We start from the raw sequence: 15,523 nt of genomic DNA, 5'->3' as shown, positions 1-15,523 counted from the left end.
TTGCGAACCAATGCCTTGAACTCAGTCGCTGAGACGGAGGGTCGTGGGTCAGCAAATGACTGCGGCGCTGACACGCACCCAGCTAGAAACACGGTTAGCGCCAGAATTGATTTCCTCATACCCATAGACTCCCCCACACAACCCCTTGTTGTGAAGCGCATATAAACCACCTCAAGGTCTAATCCAAGAGTCTGAGGCGAAATATGATTGAGAACCTTCCTGGAGAAGATTGGAGGCCGGTTGTCGGCTATGAGGGAAGGTATGAGATCTCTAATCTGGGACGTGTTAAATCACTGGTTCGACCATACCGACGATCAGAGAAAATCCTCTATCAGGGAACTGAGACTGGAGGATACCTAAAGGTCGAACTGTCGAAAGACTCAAAGATAAAGACACACAAGGTTCACATACTAGTTTTGAATTCGTTTCGAGGACTCTGCCCTCCTCATCTACGAGATGGCTGTCACAGAGATGGCATCCCTTCAAACAACAAGCTGCCGAATCTTCGCTGGGATACCCACGCAGGAAATCTGGCAGACGATGCCACCTTAGAGAATCATGCACACTCTAAACTCACAAACCGGCAACGTCTGGAGATCAACTACCTCTATAGCCAGGGATTCTTCACCCAAGCCAAATTAGCCTCCAAGTACGGGGTCCGGCAGATAGCAGTGCAAAAGATTGTCCGTTCTCCCGACGTTGTCGCCCGCATTGCCAAGCGCGATCCGGAGCTGTTCCGCCGATTTCACGAGCACTACAAAACCCCCGGATACGTCACTATATAACTCCCTGTGGAAACTTTTCGATTTCCGACCCACACGTTAGGCGTCAAATATCCGGAAAGTTCGGCCAGCATGACCTTTGGCAGAGGGTACACTTTTGTATCTAAGCCCAAGGGACCTGATCAGGTGGCGTACACACTCTCCTTCAGAGGACTGTTCTTTTTCTTCATCGACGACTGCACGCTCAACGACACGATCAACACCACCATCAACATGGCCGTCCTTGAGGCATTCTACGCGAGACACCGGCTCTACGAGAAATTTTGGTATCCGCATCCCACCAAGGGTGATCTTGTCGTGCGGTTCAACAAGCCGCTCGAATACAAAGTCATGGAGAACGGCAACGGTGCCGTCGAGCCCTTCACTATAGAGCTGTTGCTCCAGCCATGACCGCGCCAATCTCCCATCTCTCAGAAGCCCAAAAGCTCACAGCCGATGCTCAGGTTGATCTCTATCAGATCAAGCTCCGCAACGAGGACACTTTCATTCGGTTCAAGGAGGGGAACACCAAGACCTGGCAAGGCAATATCTATGAGGGCATGTCAGTTAAGATATCGGGCGACACCCGCACAGCGGATGGCGAGGAGTCGCGACCGCAGCTGGTTGTCATGAACCCGATGGGTGTTTTCAACCTGGCTGCTAAACGCAACGACCTGGACCTTGCTTTCGTCACGCGCCGTAGGGTGCTCCTAACTAACCTGGAAGCTGACGTAAATCTCTTCGAACAGCGGATGTGGCAGATCGGTCGTGTCCCCCAGCTGATCTCGGGCCAGTCCATTACGTTCGAGCTTAAAAACTTGACCGAAGGCGCCAACTTCCAGATCCCGGTTCGCATCTATATGCCACCAGAGTTCCCCACGGTGTCCCTATGATCCTCGAATATCAGCACCTCTTGGGTCTCCCCTTCAAGTATGCGACCACCAATTGCTACACGATGCTCCGCAACTTCTATGCGACCAACTTCGACATTCACTTCCCAAACTACGCCTGCCCCACCGAGTTTTGGAAGCACGGCCTGGACCTTTACATCACTCGCGCTCAGCGGATGGGGTTCAAACTCCTCGATTGCCATCCATCGGAGTATCAACTTGGCGATGTATTCATCATGGCCGTGCGTTCATCTATAGGTAATCACTGTGGTATCCTGGTTGAAAACGGCAAGATGTTGCACCACCTCTACGGTCAGCTGTCAGACGTAGTCGAATACAAAGGCATCTATAGGAACTCCACCATTGGTGTGTTCCGTCATAAGGATGTCTCGGTTGCCGGAACGCAAGCTACTAGGGAACTGATCGACATCGTCTCTCCTAACGCTCGGCGGAAAATCAATGAAGCTCTCTCGGCTGGAAAAGCTACTGCTTAGCAAGCACGACGAAGAAGTCGAGCATGTTGGGTTTGTCTTGAAGAGCGGTAAGGTTATCGAAGTCGAGAATATCTGCAAGAACCCTCAAGAAGGGTTCGATGTGAAGGGTGAAGACATTGCGCTGTACGCGCTGACCGCGCAAGCCACTTGGCACACTCACCCCAAGGCTGACTACAACCTGTCGGCCAATGATTTCAACACCTATCTCAACTGGCCTGAGCTGGATCACTACATCATCGGCGACAATGGTATTCGCAAGTATATCGTCGAGGATGGAGAGGTTCTGATAGATGGTTAGAAGAGTAATACGCGAGCTACTGGACTACGACCCCTCAACTGGGAACCAAAACCACGGGAGGCAACAGCTGTCCCATGCTGCGTAAGGTTTACCTCCACGGCGGTTTAGCTGCTTTTCATGATGGTCCAATTGAGATCATGGCGAACACCATCGCCGAGGTCGTTGAGTCTATCACTCGACAACTACCAGGTTTTGCTCCTCACCCTACCCGTGGCCGGCAAAGGATAAAGGTCGTTGGCTGTGAAACGGTGGAGTCTCTCTTCACCAACCTTGGCAACCAGGCTGAGATTCATATCGTCCACCAGTTGAATGGTGGAAAAAGCGGTGGCCTCGGTCAAATCCTGATCGGCGCCGCCCTGATCGGTCTAGGCATCTTCACCTTTGGCGCAACCACATTCTGGGGATCGATGCTCCTCAAGGTTGGTGCGCTCTCCCTTCTCGGAGGCCTGAGCCAGCTCCTGGCCCCGACACCAGAAAACGACACCGCCAAAGACCAAAGCCGATATCTCGGCTCCCCAAAGAACACTGTCGCCATCGGCACTCGCATACCCATTCTCTACGGGGAAGACCGTGTCTACGGCCAGTTTCTGTCGTTCGATATCAACGCCCGTGAATTCCGGAGAGGCAGCACATGAGCCGACCAAACGAAGATACAATTCGTCAAGCGATTAACGAGATGGGCGGCTTCCGCCCGGCAGCTCGCTTCCTTCGAGAACAGGGCTACGACATCAGCGAGTCGGGCATACGTGGGATGAACCGCCGGTGGCAGGACCCCAATTTTGAGGAGCTTGAGCGAGAATTTGAGCCAACCCCATCCATCGACATCGAGGAGCTGGTCGCCCGCCGCATTGGTCAGTTCGCCCGCAAGAAGGAAATCTTCGACCGGGACAAGATGATCCAGGTCCGCGTCAATCGCGAAGGCCCCATCGGTCTCGGCTTCTTCGGCGACATGCACCTTGACGACGATGGCACCGATCTCGCCGAAGTCATGGACCACGTCTCGATCTTCGACGGCTCGACGCCAGGCCTCTACGCCGGCAACGTCGGTGATGCTTTCAACAACTGGGTCGGTCGCCTTGAGCGGCTGTACGCGGAGCAAAGCACGACTTCGAACGAGGCACTCGCTTTGGTCGAGTACGTCCTGAAAAAGATCAACTGGCTCTACTACACCGATGGCAACCACGACCTTTGGAACAAGGGTGGCGACCTCCTGAAGATGATCCTCAAGGGGAACACGCTCGTCCACAAGAGCACCAAGGTGCGGCTCGCCCTTCGCCTGCCCAATGGCCGGAACGTGAAAATCTATTCTGTCCACGGCTTCCGTGGTCGGTCCCAGTGGTCAGACGTGTTCGGCGCCGGCAAGCAGGCGCAGCTCGACGGTGAACATCATGACATCTACGTCGCGGGACACACTCACGTCTCTGGCTACACCCACGGCATGCGGCCCAGCTCGGAACGCATGTGGCACGGTCTTCAGATCGCGTCCTACAAGAAGATCAACCGGTATGCCGAGGAGCTTAATCTTGATCCGAAGGACCTCTATAACTGCCCTGTCGCCTTGATTGACCCCCATGCAACAACGGAGGTCAACTTCATCCGGTTCGAGTTTGACCCTCATGAAGGTGCCGAGCGTCTGAGATGGATGCAGCAGCGCTACCAGGCTAGTAAATCCGCTTCTTAACTCCCATATTTCGGCTGTAATGACTCAACACTTTAGCCGCCCCCTGGCTGGTTCAGCCGGAGGCAGCGAGCCAAAACAAACTCCTGATAATCTATTTTCTACAGATTCTGTTGAGGTTGTTCTTGGCATCAGCGAAGGGCCTATCAAAGGCCTCGTTGACGGCGGCAAGACCTTTCTTATTGGTGAGACCCCCCTTCAAAACGTTGACGGCGAAAACAACTTCGACCAGTTCGAGCTGATCGTTCGCGAAGGCTCTGAGCTTGGCGAAGAGATCGTCTCTCGGTCTGGCGGCTTCGGATCGTCGACTGATGTCTCGACGGAACTGTCGACCAACGTTCCAGTCGTGCGTCAGGGTCTTCACACTAACATCGACTACATCGATTTTCGTGTCGTCATCAACCACCTCGAAAAGACGACGAGCAAGGGCAGCTTCAACAACACTGGCAAGATCAAGTTCGAGTACCGGGTAACTGGTGCCACCTCTTGGATACCGGTGAACACCCTCGCTCCGCCGAGTAGTATCATCGGCGATACCTTTGCTGCCTTCTATGGCATTCTCAGCAAGGTCAATTCCAAACCATCCCCCGGCGACCGGACAACCTACTGGACCTCGTCGGAACCAATCACCACGGCGGACACAGGCATCTGGTTTGACACCGATGCCTTGAGCCACCCCAAGACCTGGAATGGCACCGCGTGGGTCGAGTTCGCTGGCATCACGTCCGCCACGGTCGGCTCCTATCTGGTCTACACCTGGACGGAGAAATCGTCCTGGGGCAGCGACAAGGCGACCAAAGCCTATGTCGGTGGGACGACCCCGCCGGTTGGTGTGGAGCAGGGCGACTACTGGCTGAACGATGGCAACGGCATCGTCTATTTCTACAACGGCTCAACCTGGATTATCGCCGGCTCCTCGCTGGCACCCGGCACGTTCGGCGGGTCCGACAACGACACGGTCGTCAACGGTGAGCTGACGATCACCGGCAAGACGACTTCTTCGTTCGTGAAGGAGTTCCGCTTCCCCGTCCCGAGGAGCGAGACGGACACCTACCAGCTGCGTGTCACCAAGACGAGCCCGGCGAACACCACCGAGAAGTTCTTCGACGTGACCTGGGAGAGCTTCCAGGAGATCACCGCCACCCCTTTCAATTTCCCCGGCCTGGCTACCGTCCAGCTCACGGCCCGCGCCTCTGAGCAGTTCTCCTCGATCCCCGACTTCTCTGGTATTTACCGGGGCCGGATCATCCGTATCCCGAGCAACTACAACCCGGTCACCCGCGTCTACACCGGCGTATGGGACGGCACCTGGGTGCTCGACTATTCGAATAACCCTGCTTTGGTCGCGAACGATCTCGTCCTGAACGACCGCTACGGCATGAATGCCTACTACCCCGTGGTGCTCAACAAGTTCGATGTCTACGAGGCAGCCCAGTGGTGCGACACACTGACCGTAGACGGCAAGCCTCGCTTCACCTTCAACGGCCAGATCACCGACCCGACCGGCGGGCGGGAGATGATCTATTACATCTGCGGTATCTTCGGTGGTCGGTTCTTCGACGATGGCAACGGTAGTGCGGTCATCCGCCTCGACAAGGACACGAACGCCGTAGCGGTCTTCGCTCCCGAGAACGTCGAGGGTGGCATCTTCACCTACTCGTTCACCGAGATCAGCACCCGGTTCAACGATGTCACCGTCACATTCAACAACCCGGACCTGAACTACAAAGAGGATCGGCGTCGGGTCTTCGATCAGACCCACATCGACCGTTATGGGCGTATCCCTAGCAACTTCATCGCGGTCGGCTGCCGCAGCGCTGACGAAGCCATCGTGCGTGGTCGCTACAAACTGATCACTGGCATGACTGAAACCATGCTGGTCAACTTCAAGACCAACCGCATGGCTCAGTACATGAGCCCGTACGATATCATCTTGGTCTCAGATGACGACATGGACGCCGGCCTTTCAGGTCGCGTGAAGGATTTCGTCAACCCTATCAAGATCACGCTCCGTGATCCGCTCTTCCTTGAGCCCGGCTTCAATTACAAAATCGTCTTCCAGTCCATCAACGAGACGACTGGCGACTACCAGGTCGAAGAGCACAACATCGTGCCAGGCACCACGGGTGCCGTCACCGAGCTGACCTTCACGGCACCGGTCACCGCGGAACTTCCAGACAATGCTGTGTTCGCGATCCGCACCACGGATGACACGGCTGCACCGATGGCGTTCCGCGTCATCAGCATTGCCGAGGTTGAGGGTGACGACGACGCCGTCGAGGTGTCGGCCGTCTATGTCAACCGCTTGAAATGGCTGTATGTCGATGGCGTCATCACGGAATACGAGAACGCCCAGAACTACGACGTTCGGGCGAACGTCAAGCCTAGCCCAGTCCCGAGGCTCCGGGTTTCGGCCACCGCCTCGATGCAGGGCGCGGTGCCGATCTACAATATCCTTTTGGATTGGGACGACAGCACCAACAACCTGGTCTCGCGCTACCAGATTTATGTGAGCAAGGACAACGGCCCACTTGGCCTGCTCGGTGAAACTCCCACCAGCGCGTTCCAGTGGAACAACGTTCCCCTCGGGGAATACGTTTTCCATGTCATCGCCATCACCGTCGTCGGCCGAGAGAGCGATCCCGCGATCATTGAGCACCGATTGGTGGGAGATTGGCGATCGATCCCTGGCGGCGCCGGCCTGCGATTGCAGGACGAGCCATTCGAGACCGTGTTCGAAAGCCGGTCACCGAAATTCGCGTGGGACCCGGCGACGTATCCTGAGCATCAGGATTATCGAATTCGCATCCTCAACGACGCGGACTTCGTTCTCTATCAGACATTCACGACGGAGCTGTTCTTCGTTTACGAGCAGACCCTGAATGCGACGGTCAACGGTGGCTCTGCCGAGCGCTCGTTCACAATCGAAGTGTCCTCCCGCGACCAGTATGGCACCATAGCGGGCTCTCAGCAGCTGGCGGTGTCCAACACCGCTCCTGCGCCGCCATCAGGCCTCACGGCCACGAGGAGCGGCGACCAGGTTGTCATTCAGTTCGAGCAGCCTACGATCCGGGATTACGCGGGTGTGCTGATTTACAAATCGACGACCTTGGGCTTCACACCGACACCGGAAAATCTTTTCTATCAGGGGCTCAACAACAACATCTCGGTTCAATGTGACCGTGGGCATACCTATTATTTCCGTGTCGCGATCTATGACTATTTCAGCCAGGAGGATCTTAATCTTTCTCCTCAAGTCGTTATGGTCGTCCCGACCGAAGCCGAAGAGATAAACGCCACAGTCATTGCAACGCTCACCACGATCTCGGGCCAGGTGTCGGCCCTGTTCGACTACCTCGACCAGGTGGCGGGGAACTCGGCAATCCACAACGCCGCTTCGGAAATTACCCGGATCGACATCGCCCAGAACGTGGCGAATTCCTTTGCTGCAATTGCAAAGGAGTCTGAGGTCCGAGCCAACGCTATCCAAGCCGTCGCCAACGACGTTACGACGCTCCAAACTCAGGTCACTGATCTCGACACTCTGACCACTGGTCAGGCATCGGCGATCTCAGGCCTTCAAACCCAAGTCTCCGCAAAGCCCGAAGTGTTTCTTCAGGCCGGTGCGCCAGCGACCACCGGTCCTGCGGGATCGATCTGGATAGATAGCGATGACAACAAAATCTACGTGCTGCAAGCGGCTGTCTGGGTGGACGCTCTCATCAGCGGCATGACTGTCTTCAACCAGTCCAGCCCTCCCACCACGTCAGTTCTGGGAGCCCTGTGGTTCGACAGTGATGATGATCTGAGGATGTACCGCTGGAACGGCACGGTCTGGCAGGACGTAAGCGACAGCCGCATCTCATCCTTTGCCGCCTCCATCACAGCGGTGGAAGCTCGCGTCGATGAGGCCAGCGCCAGCGGCCTCTTCAAGATCGAAACCGAAGCAGGCTCCGGGTCGGTGTTGGCACGTCAGGTCATGTACGTGAAGGCTACCCTTGCCGATGCCTGGGAAGAAGCCGGCATGATCATGGAGGTCTACACCGTCTCACCTGGTGTCGTCGCCAGCCGTATTATCCTCAACGCCAACCAGATTGTCATGACCGATGGCACGACCACCTCAGCTCCGTTCATCTTCGAGGGCGGTGTGCTGAAGCTCGTCGCGGCTAAGATCGGCACAGCTGTCTTCGATGTTCTACAATCCGCCAACGACAAGCTGATCATCCGTGGTCACGATGATTTCGCAGACATCTCGGTGTTCACATGAGCCGGCTCTTCGTCGGCAACCAGGATGGGCTAGGTCCGGTCCTCAAAATCTTCAAGAACGATCTTGATGATCCTGACACCGTTCCAGACACTGCCACCGGCAAACACCTGTTCAATTCACGAATACAGAAGGTCGGCTACCTCCTCGATATCTTCACTGTTGAGGCGGACTTTGCCACCTACCCGGACGCAAGCAGCCCTACCGGCATAGGCGGCAACCTCTATTACCTACCCGCCGGCAGCAACGAATACAACTGCCAGATAATGATCAGGAGCTTTCGCTCCACATCGACTAATAAACGCCAAGTGTGGAATTTTTTCGAGGAGTATTTCACCGCAAACTACGGACTTCCCTATTTCCCGCTGACAGAGATTAGGACGACTCTCGATTTCCTGAGTAATAAATTCAGAGGCCCATACGTTGACTTGACCACAGGTCAAGATGGAGATCGCGGCCAGGTCTACTCCTTCGGTGGGTTTAAAAGCCGAACGGTGACCGTTAACGACACCGGCGACACTGGCCCCCCCGGACGCGAGCGCCACGCATTGCAGGCGACTGTTTCCAGTTCGGGAGCCATTAATCCCGTGTTGCGCGCATTGGTTTCGGTGTTCAGCCTTCCGATGATGTCCGACGCCATCCCGAACTATGCTACCACCCCAGTACCTGGACAGGAAACAATACGGATTGGTGATACTGCCAACATGGTAAGAATCGCGTTGCCAGGGCGCTCGCTCAGTGACACCGACCCAAAGCGCTTCATTCTGCACGAGGATATGATCCCGGCCAAAGTCATGGCGGCGGGCGAGATCACGGTCCCGACAGGTGGCACTGCCACAATCACCACACGGCTTCCTATGCCGGATACAACTTACATGGACTACATCGCGCGTAGGTCCTCTGAAACGACGTTCTGGCACCCGCCATACATCAGCAGTTTGAACGAAAGCCAGTCGCTCGATTTCACCTACGTTATTTCCGGCAACACGCTCACCATCACCAGCGAGTCCCAACATAACCTGGTGCTGCGGTACGCCATTTTCGCCGACTCCGGTGAGGCGCACACGACGGGCGGCAGCAAGATACTTTTGAAAGGCAGCGACAGCACCGGCCCATATATTCAAATAAAGCGGCCTGGCTCTTCGGACACCGCACCGAGTATGAACGATATCATGCTCGACACGCGATTGACCTACCTGCCAATTCTTGCAGAGGGATTTCTGGATTGGAGCGGGGACTTCCCAACCGATTTGTCGGGCAGCGATCTGTTCAAGGGCGAACGGATGACCAGCGTCACGGTTCCCAACCCTGACGGTCTGCTCCTGTTCCCTAAGCTTGGGGCGATCTACAATCTGCCGGATAACGAAGCGGCAGCTAATGAACCCGGAGCCATCTGGAGCGAGCATGGGGTCTTTGTAAATGCTGGATCATCGTCTGGCGTGTCGTGTGGATTTTCGACATGGGCCAACATAGTCAGCACCACGCAAGTGGACATCTACGCCTCAGGAAACAACCCATACACGGCCCGAAGCACTGACAGTTCCTTCGACTCTTACGACGCTCAGTTGAAGGGCGTGCGCTATTACATCTTCGGCATACCACAGAGCCTTTAACCAGCAAGCCAGGAACACCATATAACTCCCATGTTTTACCCGACTGGCACGATCTCAACTATCAACGGCGATGCGACTGTTTCTGGTGAAGGCACCTTGTGGGAAGTCGCGAGAATTTCCGGCGGCATCCTGTTTATCGACGGTGAATTTCCGGTAGCCCTGGCTTCGGTCACAAGCGATACCTCGGCTGAACTGGTAACCCCTTGGTCAGGCACCACGCTCACCGACGTTCCCTATTACATTCTCCTGATGACAGCCCAGGCTGCGAACGTTCTGTTCTCGCACCAGCTGCTCGCCGAGCTGTCGGCCGGCCTCTATGCCAAGACGCTCTTTCGTCCTGACGCCTTCGGCACTTTAGCGGGAAGAGCTGCTTTCAACAGCGCAGCCAAGGACTTCATCTACGCGGTGCTCCCCACCGTAGAGGGTGGACAGCTCACCTATTACTTCAAGCTCTCGGCTACGTCGGCAGATTGGTCTGTAGGCGCAACCAATTGACCAGGCACAAAGGCATCATTGCCTATGGCACCGAGCTGGACCGCCAGAAGCTCGCCGCTCTGGCTCAGCTCTCCGGTAAGTCCGGAAGTGAATTTCTCGTCGAAATGATCCGAGAAAAATACAGTCTGACGCTTGGTGAGACTGATCCCCTTCGAATCGTTCTGAACCGGTAGCGGCGACAACTCTCTTCCCCTACGTCTTATATTGAGGAGACCAACAGGTGGTTCCTCATGCAGCAATCCTCCCTCAACGAGACGATCTCCCCCGCAAGGTTTGAAGCGATGGAGCGTTCCATTATCACGATGTCTGACCAAGTAGGTCGGGTGGCCTCGTATATGGAGCGTCTCGTTCTGGTCGAGGAGCGCAACAGCACCCTGGCTGTTTCGTTTCGTGAGCAGCGTGAGGAAACCAACCGGCAACTCGAAACCATGAGTGCCCTCTTCACCAAGTCTGTCGACAAGCTGGTCAATAAGCAGGAGGAGGCCGATGACAAGCACGAGGTTCTGTCAACCAACGTCACCAGGATCATGGCCGTTCTTGGCGTGGTCTCGACTATCATCACGATCATCGTTCCCATCGTAATCGCAAATCTTATCAGCCGAATGTAATTATGTTTGCTCGCCTAACTCGTCTCCGCTCTGACTGGCTGAAAATCCTTCAGAGAGCCTGGAGCGTTAGGCTGATGATCGTCGCTATCTTCCTGTCTGGTCTGGAGGTGGCTCTACCATTCTTCGAAGACCTACTGCCTGTCCCTCGGGGCGTCTTCGGCGCCCTGTCAGGCTTCGTCACCATCGCTGCCCTTTGGGCGCGTATCACCGTTCAAAAGAACCTCCCAGGAGGCCTCAGTGGCTAAAATCAAATCATCCGGCCGCGCCAAGAGCGCCATCGCCGCCGTCCTCGCGATTTCCACCTCGATTGGTGGCGTCCTCTATGCCAACAGTGTGCCGGCGTCGGTGCAGCTGGCTGTCAACGCGCTCATCATCCCGTGGGAGGGCCTGGTCCTGAAGTCGCATTGGGACAAGTACGCCAAGATTTGGGACATCTGTTATGGCGAGACCAAGGGCATCAAGGCCGGCATGACCAAGACCAAGGCTCAGTGTAACGACATGCTGATGGCCCGCGTGGTCAACGACTACTACAAGCCGCTCACGCGGTGCATCAAGAACTTCGACAAGCTGCCGACCAGCCTCCAGGCATCCCTGATCTCTGGTGCTTACAACTTTGGCGTCGGCGCCCAATGCAAGTCGAGCGCGGCAAGGTTCGCCACCGCTGGTCAGTACAACACTGCCTGCGTTGCCCAGACGGCCTTCAACAAGGCCGGCGGTCAGGTGGTGCAGGGATTGGTCAACCGTCGTGGGATGGGTGACAAGCAGCGCATCGGCGAAGCCGAGCTGTGCGTGAGTGGTCTGTGATGAAAGAGATCGCTCAAGCTCTCCTTGAAGAGTATGGCACCGAAATCGTCGTGACCCTGGTGCTCCTCCTTGCCCTCCTAACATGGTGCGTCCTCTGATGCCCGCCTGGCTGTCTCTCATTCTCCTCAAGGTTGCTGTCTGCGTGGGCCTCTTCCTCGCCGGCGTCGGCTATGGCTGGGTCAAGTTCGAGAAGGCGGCTCAGGTCGCCGCTCTCAAACAGCAAGTGATTGGCCTGCAAACAAACATCGCGATCCTTGAAGCCGACTCCAGCCAAGCTGTGGCGGATGCCGAAGTGATCGTCATTTTTGACAAGAAGACCAAGGAAGACCGTGATGCGCTCGTTCACAAAGATACTGTTTGTTTTGACGGCCCTGACGCTGACCGGGTGCGACGACTCTGGCAAAATTGAGCTGCCGAACGTTCCGCCAGATATCCGCAAGTGCTTCGACGAGGTGGTCGGACCTTTTCCAGCTGGCCCGATCAACCAGCTGATGCTCTTTGACAAGCTCGCGGAGTTCCTTCGCAGCGACAAAGTCAAATCCGCCTGCGGAAAGCGTCTGATCGCCATAATCGACGCCTCACATGACCCAAGACTGCTGAAATTGAAGGACAAAAAGAAAGGGGCGCAGTAGCGCCCCTCTTAACGTCCTGGAATCGTTTCCTTTTCCTAGGTCATCTCAGTCCAACCTCTCCCACGAAACCTCTGTAGGGTGCCTCTACGGGAGAGACTGTTTTCCTAATTTGAGAAATTCTATTTCGCGTAACTCCAAACCGCTCCGCGATGGTGTTCAGATCACGACCCATTGCCAAATTGAATCTGATATCATCAAAATCACTTTGTGATAGCTTAGAGTTCGGGTGTGATCCTTCAGAGTAGGACCTCCGGTCTGCAATATTCCCCCTCGGTGTGTCCCATCTCAAGCTGTCGAGCCGGTTGTTGTCCTTGTCGCTTTTATCATGACATCCCTGCATACCTGTAGGGCGAGGCCCGACAAAGGCTTCAAGCACCATGACGTGAACTCTCCTCTGCTTTCTGTCCCTACCGAGAGTGACCACATGGTAGCCAGAATAGTTTGGCGTCGACTTCATCAGACCAACACCGCCGTTAGAGCGGAACGCCAGAGATCGAACGCGACCGAGGTCGGAGACCTCGTATCGTCCTTCGAAACCAACCACTGGTAGCCAGCGTTCGGTCATCACACCACCCCGGCCTTGGAGAAGTCGATTGGACAGCTACCGCCTTCGCAGTCAACGTGGACCCGATCCACGTCTTCGGACATCGCCACGATGCCAGCGACGATCTCCGCGAACCTCTCCTCCGAGATCTCCTCCTCTGGCGTGTACTCGTAGCTCAGCGAGTTGATTTGCGGCAGCACCGACACGGCCCTGACGGTCGGAACGTTCTCCCGCATCACCTTCTCGAATTGCGAGAAGGACACCACGGTCGGATCGTACTTCAGAGTGTAGCTGATCTGGTTGCCACGGGTCTCGCCCAGCCAGTAACGCTCCAACAGACGGAGCCAGCGGAACTGCTCGGCCGGCGTTGCCTCCGAAGCGGTGACCAGTTTGTCGCCCATGCCGAGCGTCGTGATGACCGGCGCTGTCGGAAAGCCAACGATCGTCGTGCCGGCGTACGTTTCCAGCTGCCGGATCGGATAGCCCTTGGCGGCGTACTCGGCCACCAAAGGGTCGTCGTTGCGGAACTGGACCCAGCGGAGATACTTCCGCATCGGTGGCAGATGGACGCCCTCGGTGAGACCGAACAACTTGCTGGTGGTGCCGGCTGGCTTCGCGGTCTTGTTGGTGTGAGGGACGACAACACCCAACAGTTTCGCATAGCTCTTGGCTTCATCATCGACAGCATCGCCGAAGCGCTTCAGCATGTTCCAGAACTCAGCCGCCTTGGCTGTCATTGGCAAGGCCACGGCTTCGCGGAAGCCCAACCCGAACCGGGTCCACATCCACTCATGCAGACCGGTCAGGCCGACACCAATTCGATTGGTGCGGGCCACCTCCAGATTGTAGATCGAGTCCATGGTGTTGACCCGCATCAGAGCACGGGTCACGACCCGGAAGCAGTCCTCGGCGTCGTCGTCATCAATGGCATGGAACGGAACCACGTCGGCGATCACGCAGAAGGCCCCCAGCATGAACAGGACGATCTCGCCGCACGGGTTGACGATGTAGTGGTAGCTGTGGGCGAGCACCCGCTCGGTCAGCTCCTTCATCAGTTCCAGGGTAACGGCGTCAGGCGTGTAGAGCTTCGAGCCGGCGAACGCTTGCTCGCGGTACTGCTCGATGTCCGTGTCGTTCATGGTGAGCTTGTGGACGTTCAGCAGCGCTGGCTCGCCGGTGCCATCACCATGCTGGGCATCCATGATGGCATTCCAGACCTTGCGAGCTTGGATGCGGTCGGCCTGCTTCATCCACGGGTGGCAGTTGAGCGCGTCCCAGAATTCCTGGTCGACGGCCACGGAATTGTTCGAGGACCAGAGGTGCGACTGATAGAACCCAGTGGCCCGCAGCTCTTCCACTTCCTCACGGGTCTTGCCGCGGAATTCCAGCGGTCGCTTCAAATCGATGAAGTCGAAGATCGTCTTGTCACGCCAGAACTTGGTGGCGATACGAGCTGCACGGCGAGCGCCGCCCACCAGGACGCACTCGGCCTGGAAGTGGTCCGCGTACATCGCGGCCTTCCACGGCGCCATGGTAGCGCCCCTGAGCCGCGCCACGTTGACAATGGCATCCATCAACGGGCCAGGCCCTGAGGCTGGCCGGTTCTGCATGCCTTTGATGGGCGAGCCGAAGCACCGCACAGCGGTGAAGTCGAGGATGAGGATGTGATCGGTCAGGCCCTGGTAGGCCATCTTCTCGATCTGCTCGATGCCCTTGGCCCAGCCCTCACGGCTGTCAGGCACATGGAACACGACGATCTCGCGACCCTCATACAGGTGCATGGCATCGCGAAGGCTGAGGAAGCCCTTCACGCGCCCGCTGGCCACGTCGGGATGGCTCGGATCGATGACAGGAACGACGTTCGGCTGCTTGGTCCAGTCGACGACCATCAGGGCGTCATCGTATGCGCTGCCGACCCCGGAGCCCGACAGCAGGAGCTTGAAGTTTAGAAAGCGAAGCATGGCCGTCGAGCAGTTGGAGAAGACCTCCATCGGACGCCCTGGCTGGTCTACGTCGCCGTGTTGGAGGTGGCGACCTGACATGAGTGTGGAAGCTTGTAGAAGGTGGTGGGAGAGAGCCGGATAGTCATTGACCTTCTGGTCAAGGAGAGAGTTGCCAAGGGCAACACGGTGAGAGACATCGGACCACTGCTCACCCGGCCTATTGATGGTGCGGTCAGCAACCGCCTGGCCCATACCGGCTTCGTAGTTTCTTGCAATGGTCATGCCTGTGCTCCTTTCCCGTAGAGGCCGGCGACGGGCAGCGTCCAACCGTTGTATGACTTCCACTCTCCTGAGTAACCTTTCCCTACAAGGCCGGATTTTAGAAATTTATTGGAGATAAAGCTCCAAACTTGACCGGTGCGGCTGATGGCATAGAGCCCCTCGTAACCGGCAATAGGAAAACGTTCTGACGACAGATCAGTTTGCATAAAAAACCTCT

General features: G+C 56.4%; 17 protein-coding genes. 14 read left to right on the top strand and 3 right to left on the bottom strand.

From position 1 onward, the window contains the following. Positions 1-908 precede the first annotated feature (908 nt). From MESS4_RS14515 to MESS4_RS33505, 14 genes are all read left to right on the top strand, one after another. Positions 909-1,172 (top strand): hypothetical protein, encoded by a 264-nt coding sequence (locus MESS4_RS14515; protein WP_006331990.1) that lies wholly within the window; start codon positions 909-911, stop codon positions 1,170-1,172. Further along, positions 1,169-1,654, top strand: coding sequence for a hypothetical protein (locus tag MESS4_RS14510; RefSeq protein ID WP_006331983.1), 486 nt, complete (start codon positions 1,169-1,171; stop codon positions 1,652-1,654). Before MESS4_RS14515 ends, MESS4_RS14510 begins: the two co-directional genes overlap by 4 nt. Beyond that, complete coding sequence (locus MESS4_RS14505) at positions 1,651-2,145, top strand: NlpC/P60 family protein (RefSeq protein ID WP_006331975.1); 495 nt, start codon at positions 1,651-1,653, stop codon at positions 2,143-2,145. Before MESS4_RS14510 ends, MESS4_RS14505 begins: the two co-directional genes overlap by 4 nt. Then, complete coding sequence (locus MESS4_RS14500) at positions 2,111-2,443, top strand: hypothetical protein (RefSeq protein ID WP_006331974.1); 333 nt, start codon at positions 2,111-2,113, stop codon at positions 2,441-2,443. The genes MESS4_RS14505 and MESS4_RS14500 overlap by 35 nt, the downstream gene beginning before the upstream one ends. A 74-nt stretch (positions 2,444-2,517) precedes the next feature. After that, positions 2,518-3,078 carry a tail assembly protein gene (locus tag MESS4_RS14495; protein WP_006331973.1) on the top strand — a complete coding sequence of 187 codons (561 nt, stop codon included), beginning with the start codon at positions 2,518-2,520 and terminating at the stop codon, positions 3,076-3,078. After that, complete coding sequence (locus MESS4_RS14490) at positions 3,075-4,124, top strand: hypothetical protein (RefSeq protein WP_006331972.1); 1,050 nt, start codon at positions 3,075-3,077, stop codon at positions 4,122-4,124. The genes MESS4_RS14495 and MESS4_RS14490 overlap by 4 nt, the downstream gene beginning before the upstream one ends. 19 nt (positions 4,125-4,143) lie before the next feature. Continuing rightward, a complete protein-coding gene (locus tag MESS4_RS14480) occupies positions 4,144-8,388 on the top strand; it encodes a hypothetical protein (RefSeq protein WP_006331970.1) in 4,245 nt (1,414 codons plus the stop codon). Further along, positions 8,385-9,998 carry a hypothetical protein gene (locus MESS4_RS14475; protein WP_006331969.1) on the top strand — a complete coding sequence of 538 codons (1,614 nt, stop codon included), beginning with the start codon at positions 8,385-8,387 and terminating at the stop codon, positions 9,996-9,998. The genes MESS4_RS14480 and MESS4_RS14475 overlap by 4 nt, the downstream gene beginning before the upstream one ends. Before the next feature lie 30 nt (positions 9,999-10,028). Next, positions 10,029-10,493, top strand: a complete 465-nt coding sequence (locus tag MESS4_RS31200) for a hypothetical protein (RefSeq protein WP_006331967.1) — start codon at positions 10,029-10,031, stop codon at positions 10,491-10,493. After that, positions 10,490-10,666, top strand: coding sequence for a hypothetical protein (locus MESS4_RS33510; RefSeq protein ID WP_006331965.1), 177 nt, complete (start codon positions 10,490-10,492; stop codon positions 10,664-10,666). Before MESS4_RS31200 ends, MESS4_RS33510 begins: the two co-directional genes overlap by 4 nt. A 57-nt stretch (positions 10,667-10,723) precedes the next feature. Next, entirely contained in the window at positions 10,724-11,101 is a 378-nt protein-coding gene (locus MESS4_RS14465) for a hypothetical protein (protein ID WP_006331964.1), read from the top strand. A 237-nt stretch (positions 11,102-11,338) separates the two neighbouring features. Beyond that, positions 11,339-11,905: a lysozyme gene (locus MESS4_RS14455; protein WP_006331962.1), complete on the top strand. Its 567-nt coding sequence runs from the start codon at positions 11,339-11,341 to the stop codon at positions 11,903-11,905. 142 nt (positions 11,906-12,047) lie between these two features. Further along, positions 12,048-12,314, top strand: a complete 267-nt coding sequence (locus tag MESS4_RS14450; RefSeq protein WP_198292757.1) for a hypothetical protein — start codon at positions 12,048-12,050, stop codon at positions 12,312-12,314. After that, positions 12,268-12,537, top strand: coding sequence for a hypothetical protein (locus tag MESS4_RS33505; protein ID WP_198292756.1), 270 nt, complete (start codon positions 12,268-12,270; stop codon positions 12,535-12,537). Before MESS4_RS14450 ends, MESS4_RS33505 begins: the two co-directional genes overlap by 47 nt. Positions 12,538-12,577: 40 nt before the next feature. Here MESS4_RS33505 and MESS4_RS32245 read toward each other — a convergent pair whose 3' ends face one another. The 3 genes from MESS4_RS32245 to MESS4_RS32240 are packed head-to-tail and all read right to left on the bottom strand — an operon-like array spanning position 12,578 to position 15,512. Then, positions 12,578-13,102 carry an NUMOD4 motif-containing HNH endonuclease gene (locus MESS4_RS32245; RefSeq protein ID WP_081609739.1) on the bottom strand — a complete coding sequence of 175 codons (525 nt, stop codon included), beginning with the start codon at positions 13,100-13,102 and terminating at the stop codon, positions 12,578-12,580. After that, a complete protein-coding gene (locus MESS4_RS14440; RefSeq protein ID WP_006331957.1) occupies positions 13,102-15,306 on the bottom strand; it encodes a putative Ribonucleoside-triphosphate reductase in 2,205 nt (734 codons plus the stop codon). The genes MESS4_RS32245 and MESS4_RS14440 overlap by 1 nt, the downstream gene beginning before the upstream one ends. Continuing rightward, positions 15,303-15,512 carry a hypothetical protein gene (locus MESS4_RS32240; RefSeq protein ID WP_006331955.1) on the bottom strand — a complete coding sequence of 70 codons (210 nt, stop codon included), beginning with the start codon at positions 15,510-15,512 and terminating at the stop codon, positions 15,303-15,305. Before MESS4_RS32240 ends, MESS4_RS14440 begins: the two co-directional genes overlap by 4 nt. Positions 15,513-15,523: the final 11 nt, after the last annotated feature.

The sequence above is a fragment of the Mesorhizobium sp. STM 4661 genome, assembly GCF_000359125.1.
Lineage (GTDB): Bacteria > Pseudomonadota > Alphaproteobacteria > Rhizobiales > Rhizobiaceae > Mesorhizobium.
This window is presented reverse-complemented; position numbering and strand designations above follow the sequence as displayed.

Excerpts from the sequence above, each read along its gene's own strand:
- MESS4_RS14510 (WP_006331983.1), top strand. The coding sequence starts at position 1,169 with ATGACCGCGCCAATCTCCCATCTCTCAGAAGCCCAAAAGCTCACAGCC.
- MESS4_RS14495 (WP_006331973.1), top strand. The coding sequence starts at position 2,518 with ATGCTGCGTAAGGTTTACCTCCACGGCGGTTTAGCTGCTTTTCATGAT.
- MESS4_RS14480 (WP_006331970.1), top strand. The coding sequence starts at position 4,144 with ATGACTCAACACTTTAGCCGCCCCCTGGCTGGTTCAGCCGGAGGCAGC.
- MESS4_RS14475 (WP_006331969.1), top strand. The coding sequence starts at position 8,385 with ATGAGCCGGCTCTTCGTCGGCAACCAGGATGGGCTAGGTCCGGTCCTC.
- MESS4_RS14490 (WP_006331972.1), top strand. The coding sequence starts at position 3,075 with ATGAGCCGACCAAACGAAGATACAATTCGTCAAGCGATTAACGAGATG.
- MESS4_RS14440 (WP_006331957.1), bottom strand. The coding sequence starts at position 15,306 with ATGACCATTGCAAGAAACTACGAAGCCGGTATGGGCCAGGCGGTTGCT.
- MESS4_RS14465 (WP_006331964.1), top strand. The coding sequence starts at position 10,724 with ATGCAGCAATCCTCCCTCAACGAGACGATCTCCCCCGCAAGGTTTGAA.
- MESS4_RS14505 (WP_006331975.1), top strand. The coding sequence starts at position 1,651 with ATGATCCTCGAATATCAGCACCTCTTGGGTCTCCCCTTCAAGTATGCG.
- MESS4_RS32245 (WP_081609739.1), bottom strand. The coding sequence starts at position 13,102 with ATGACCGAACGCTGGCTACCAGTGGTTGGTTTCGAAGGACGATACGAG.
- MESS4_RS31200 (WP_006331967.1), top strand. The coding sequence starts at position 10,029 with ATGTTTTACCCGACTGGCACGATCTCAACTATCAACGGCGATGCGACT.
- MESS4_RS32240 (WP_006331955.1), bottom strand. The coding sequence starts at position 15,512 with ATGCAAACTGATCTGTCGTCAGAACGTTTTCCTATTGCCGGTTACGAG.
- MESS4_RS14500 (WP_006331974.1), top strand. The coding sequence starts at position 2,111 with ATGAAGCTCTCTCGGCTGGAAAAGCTACTGCTTAGCAAGCACGACGAA.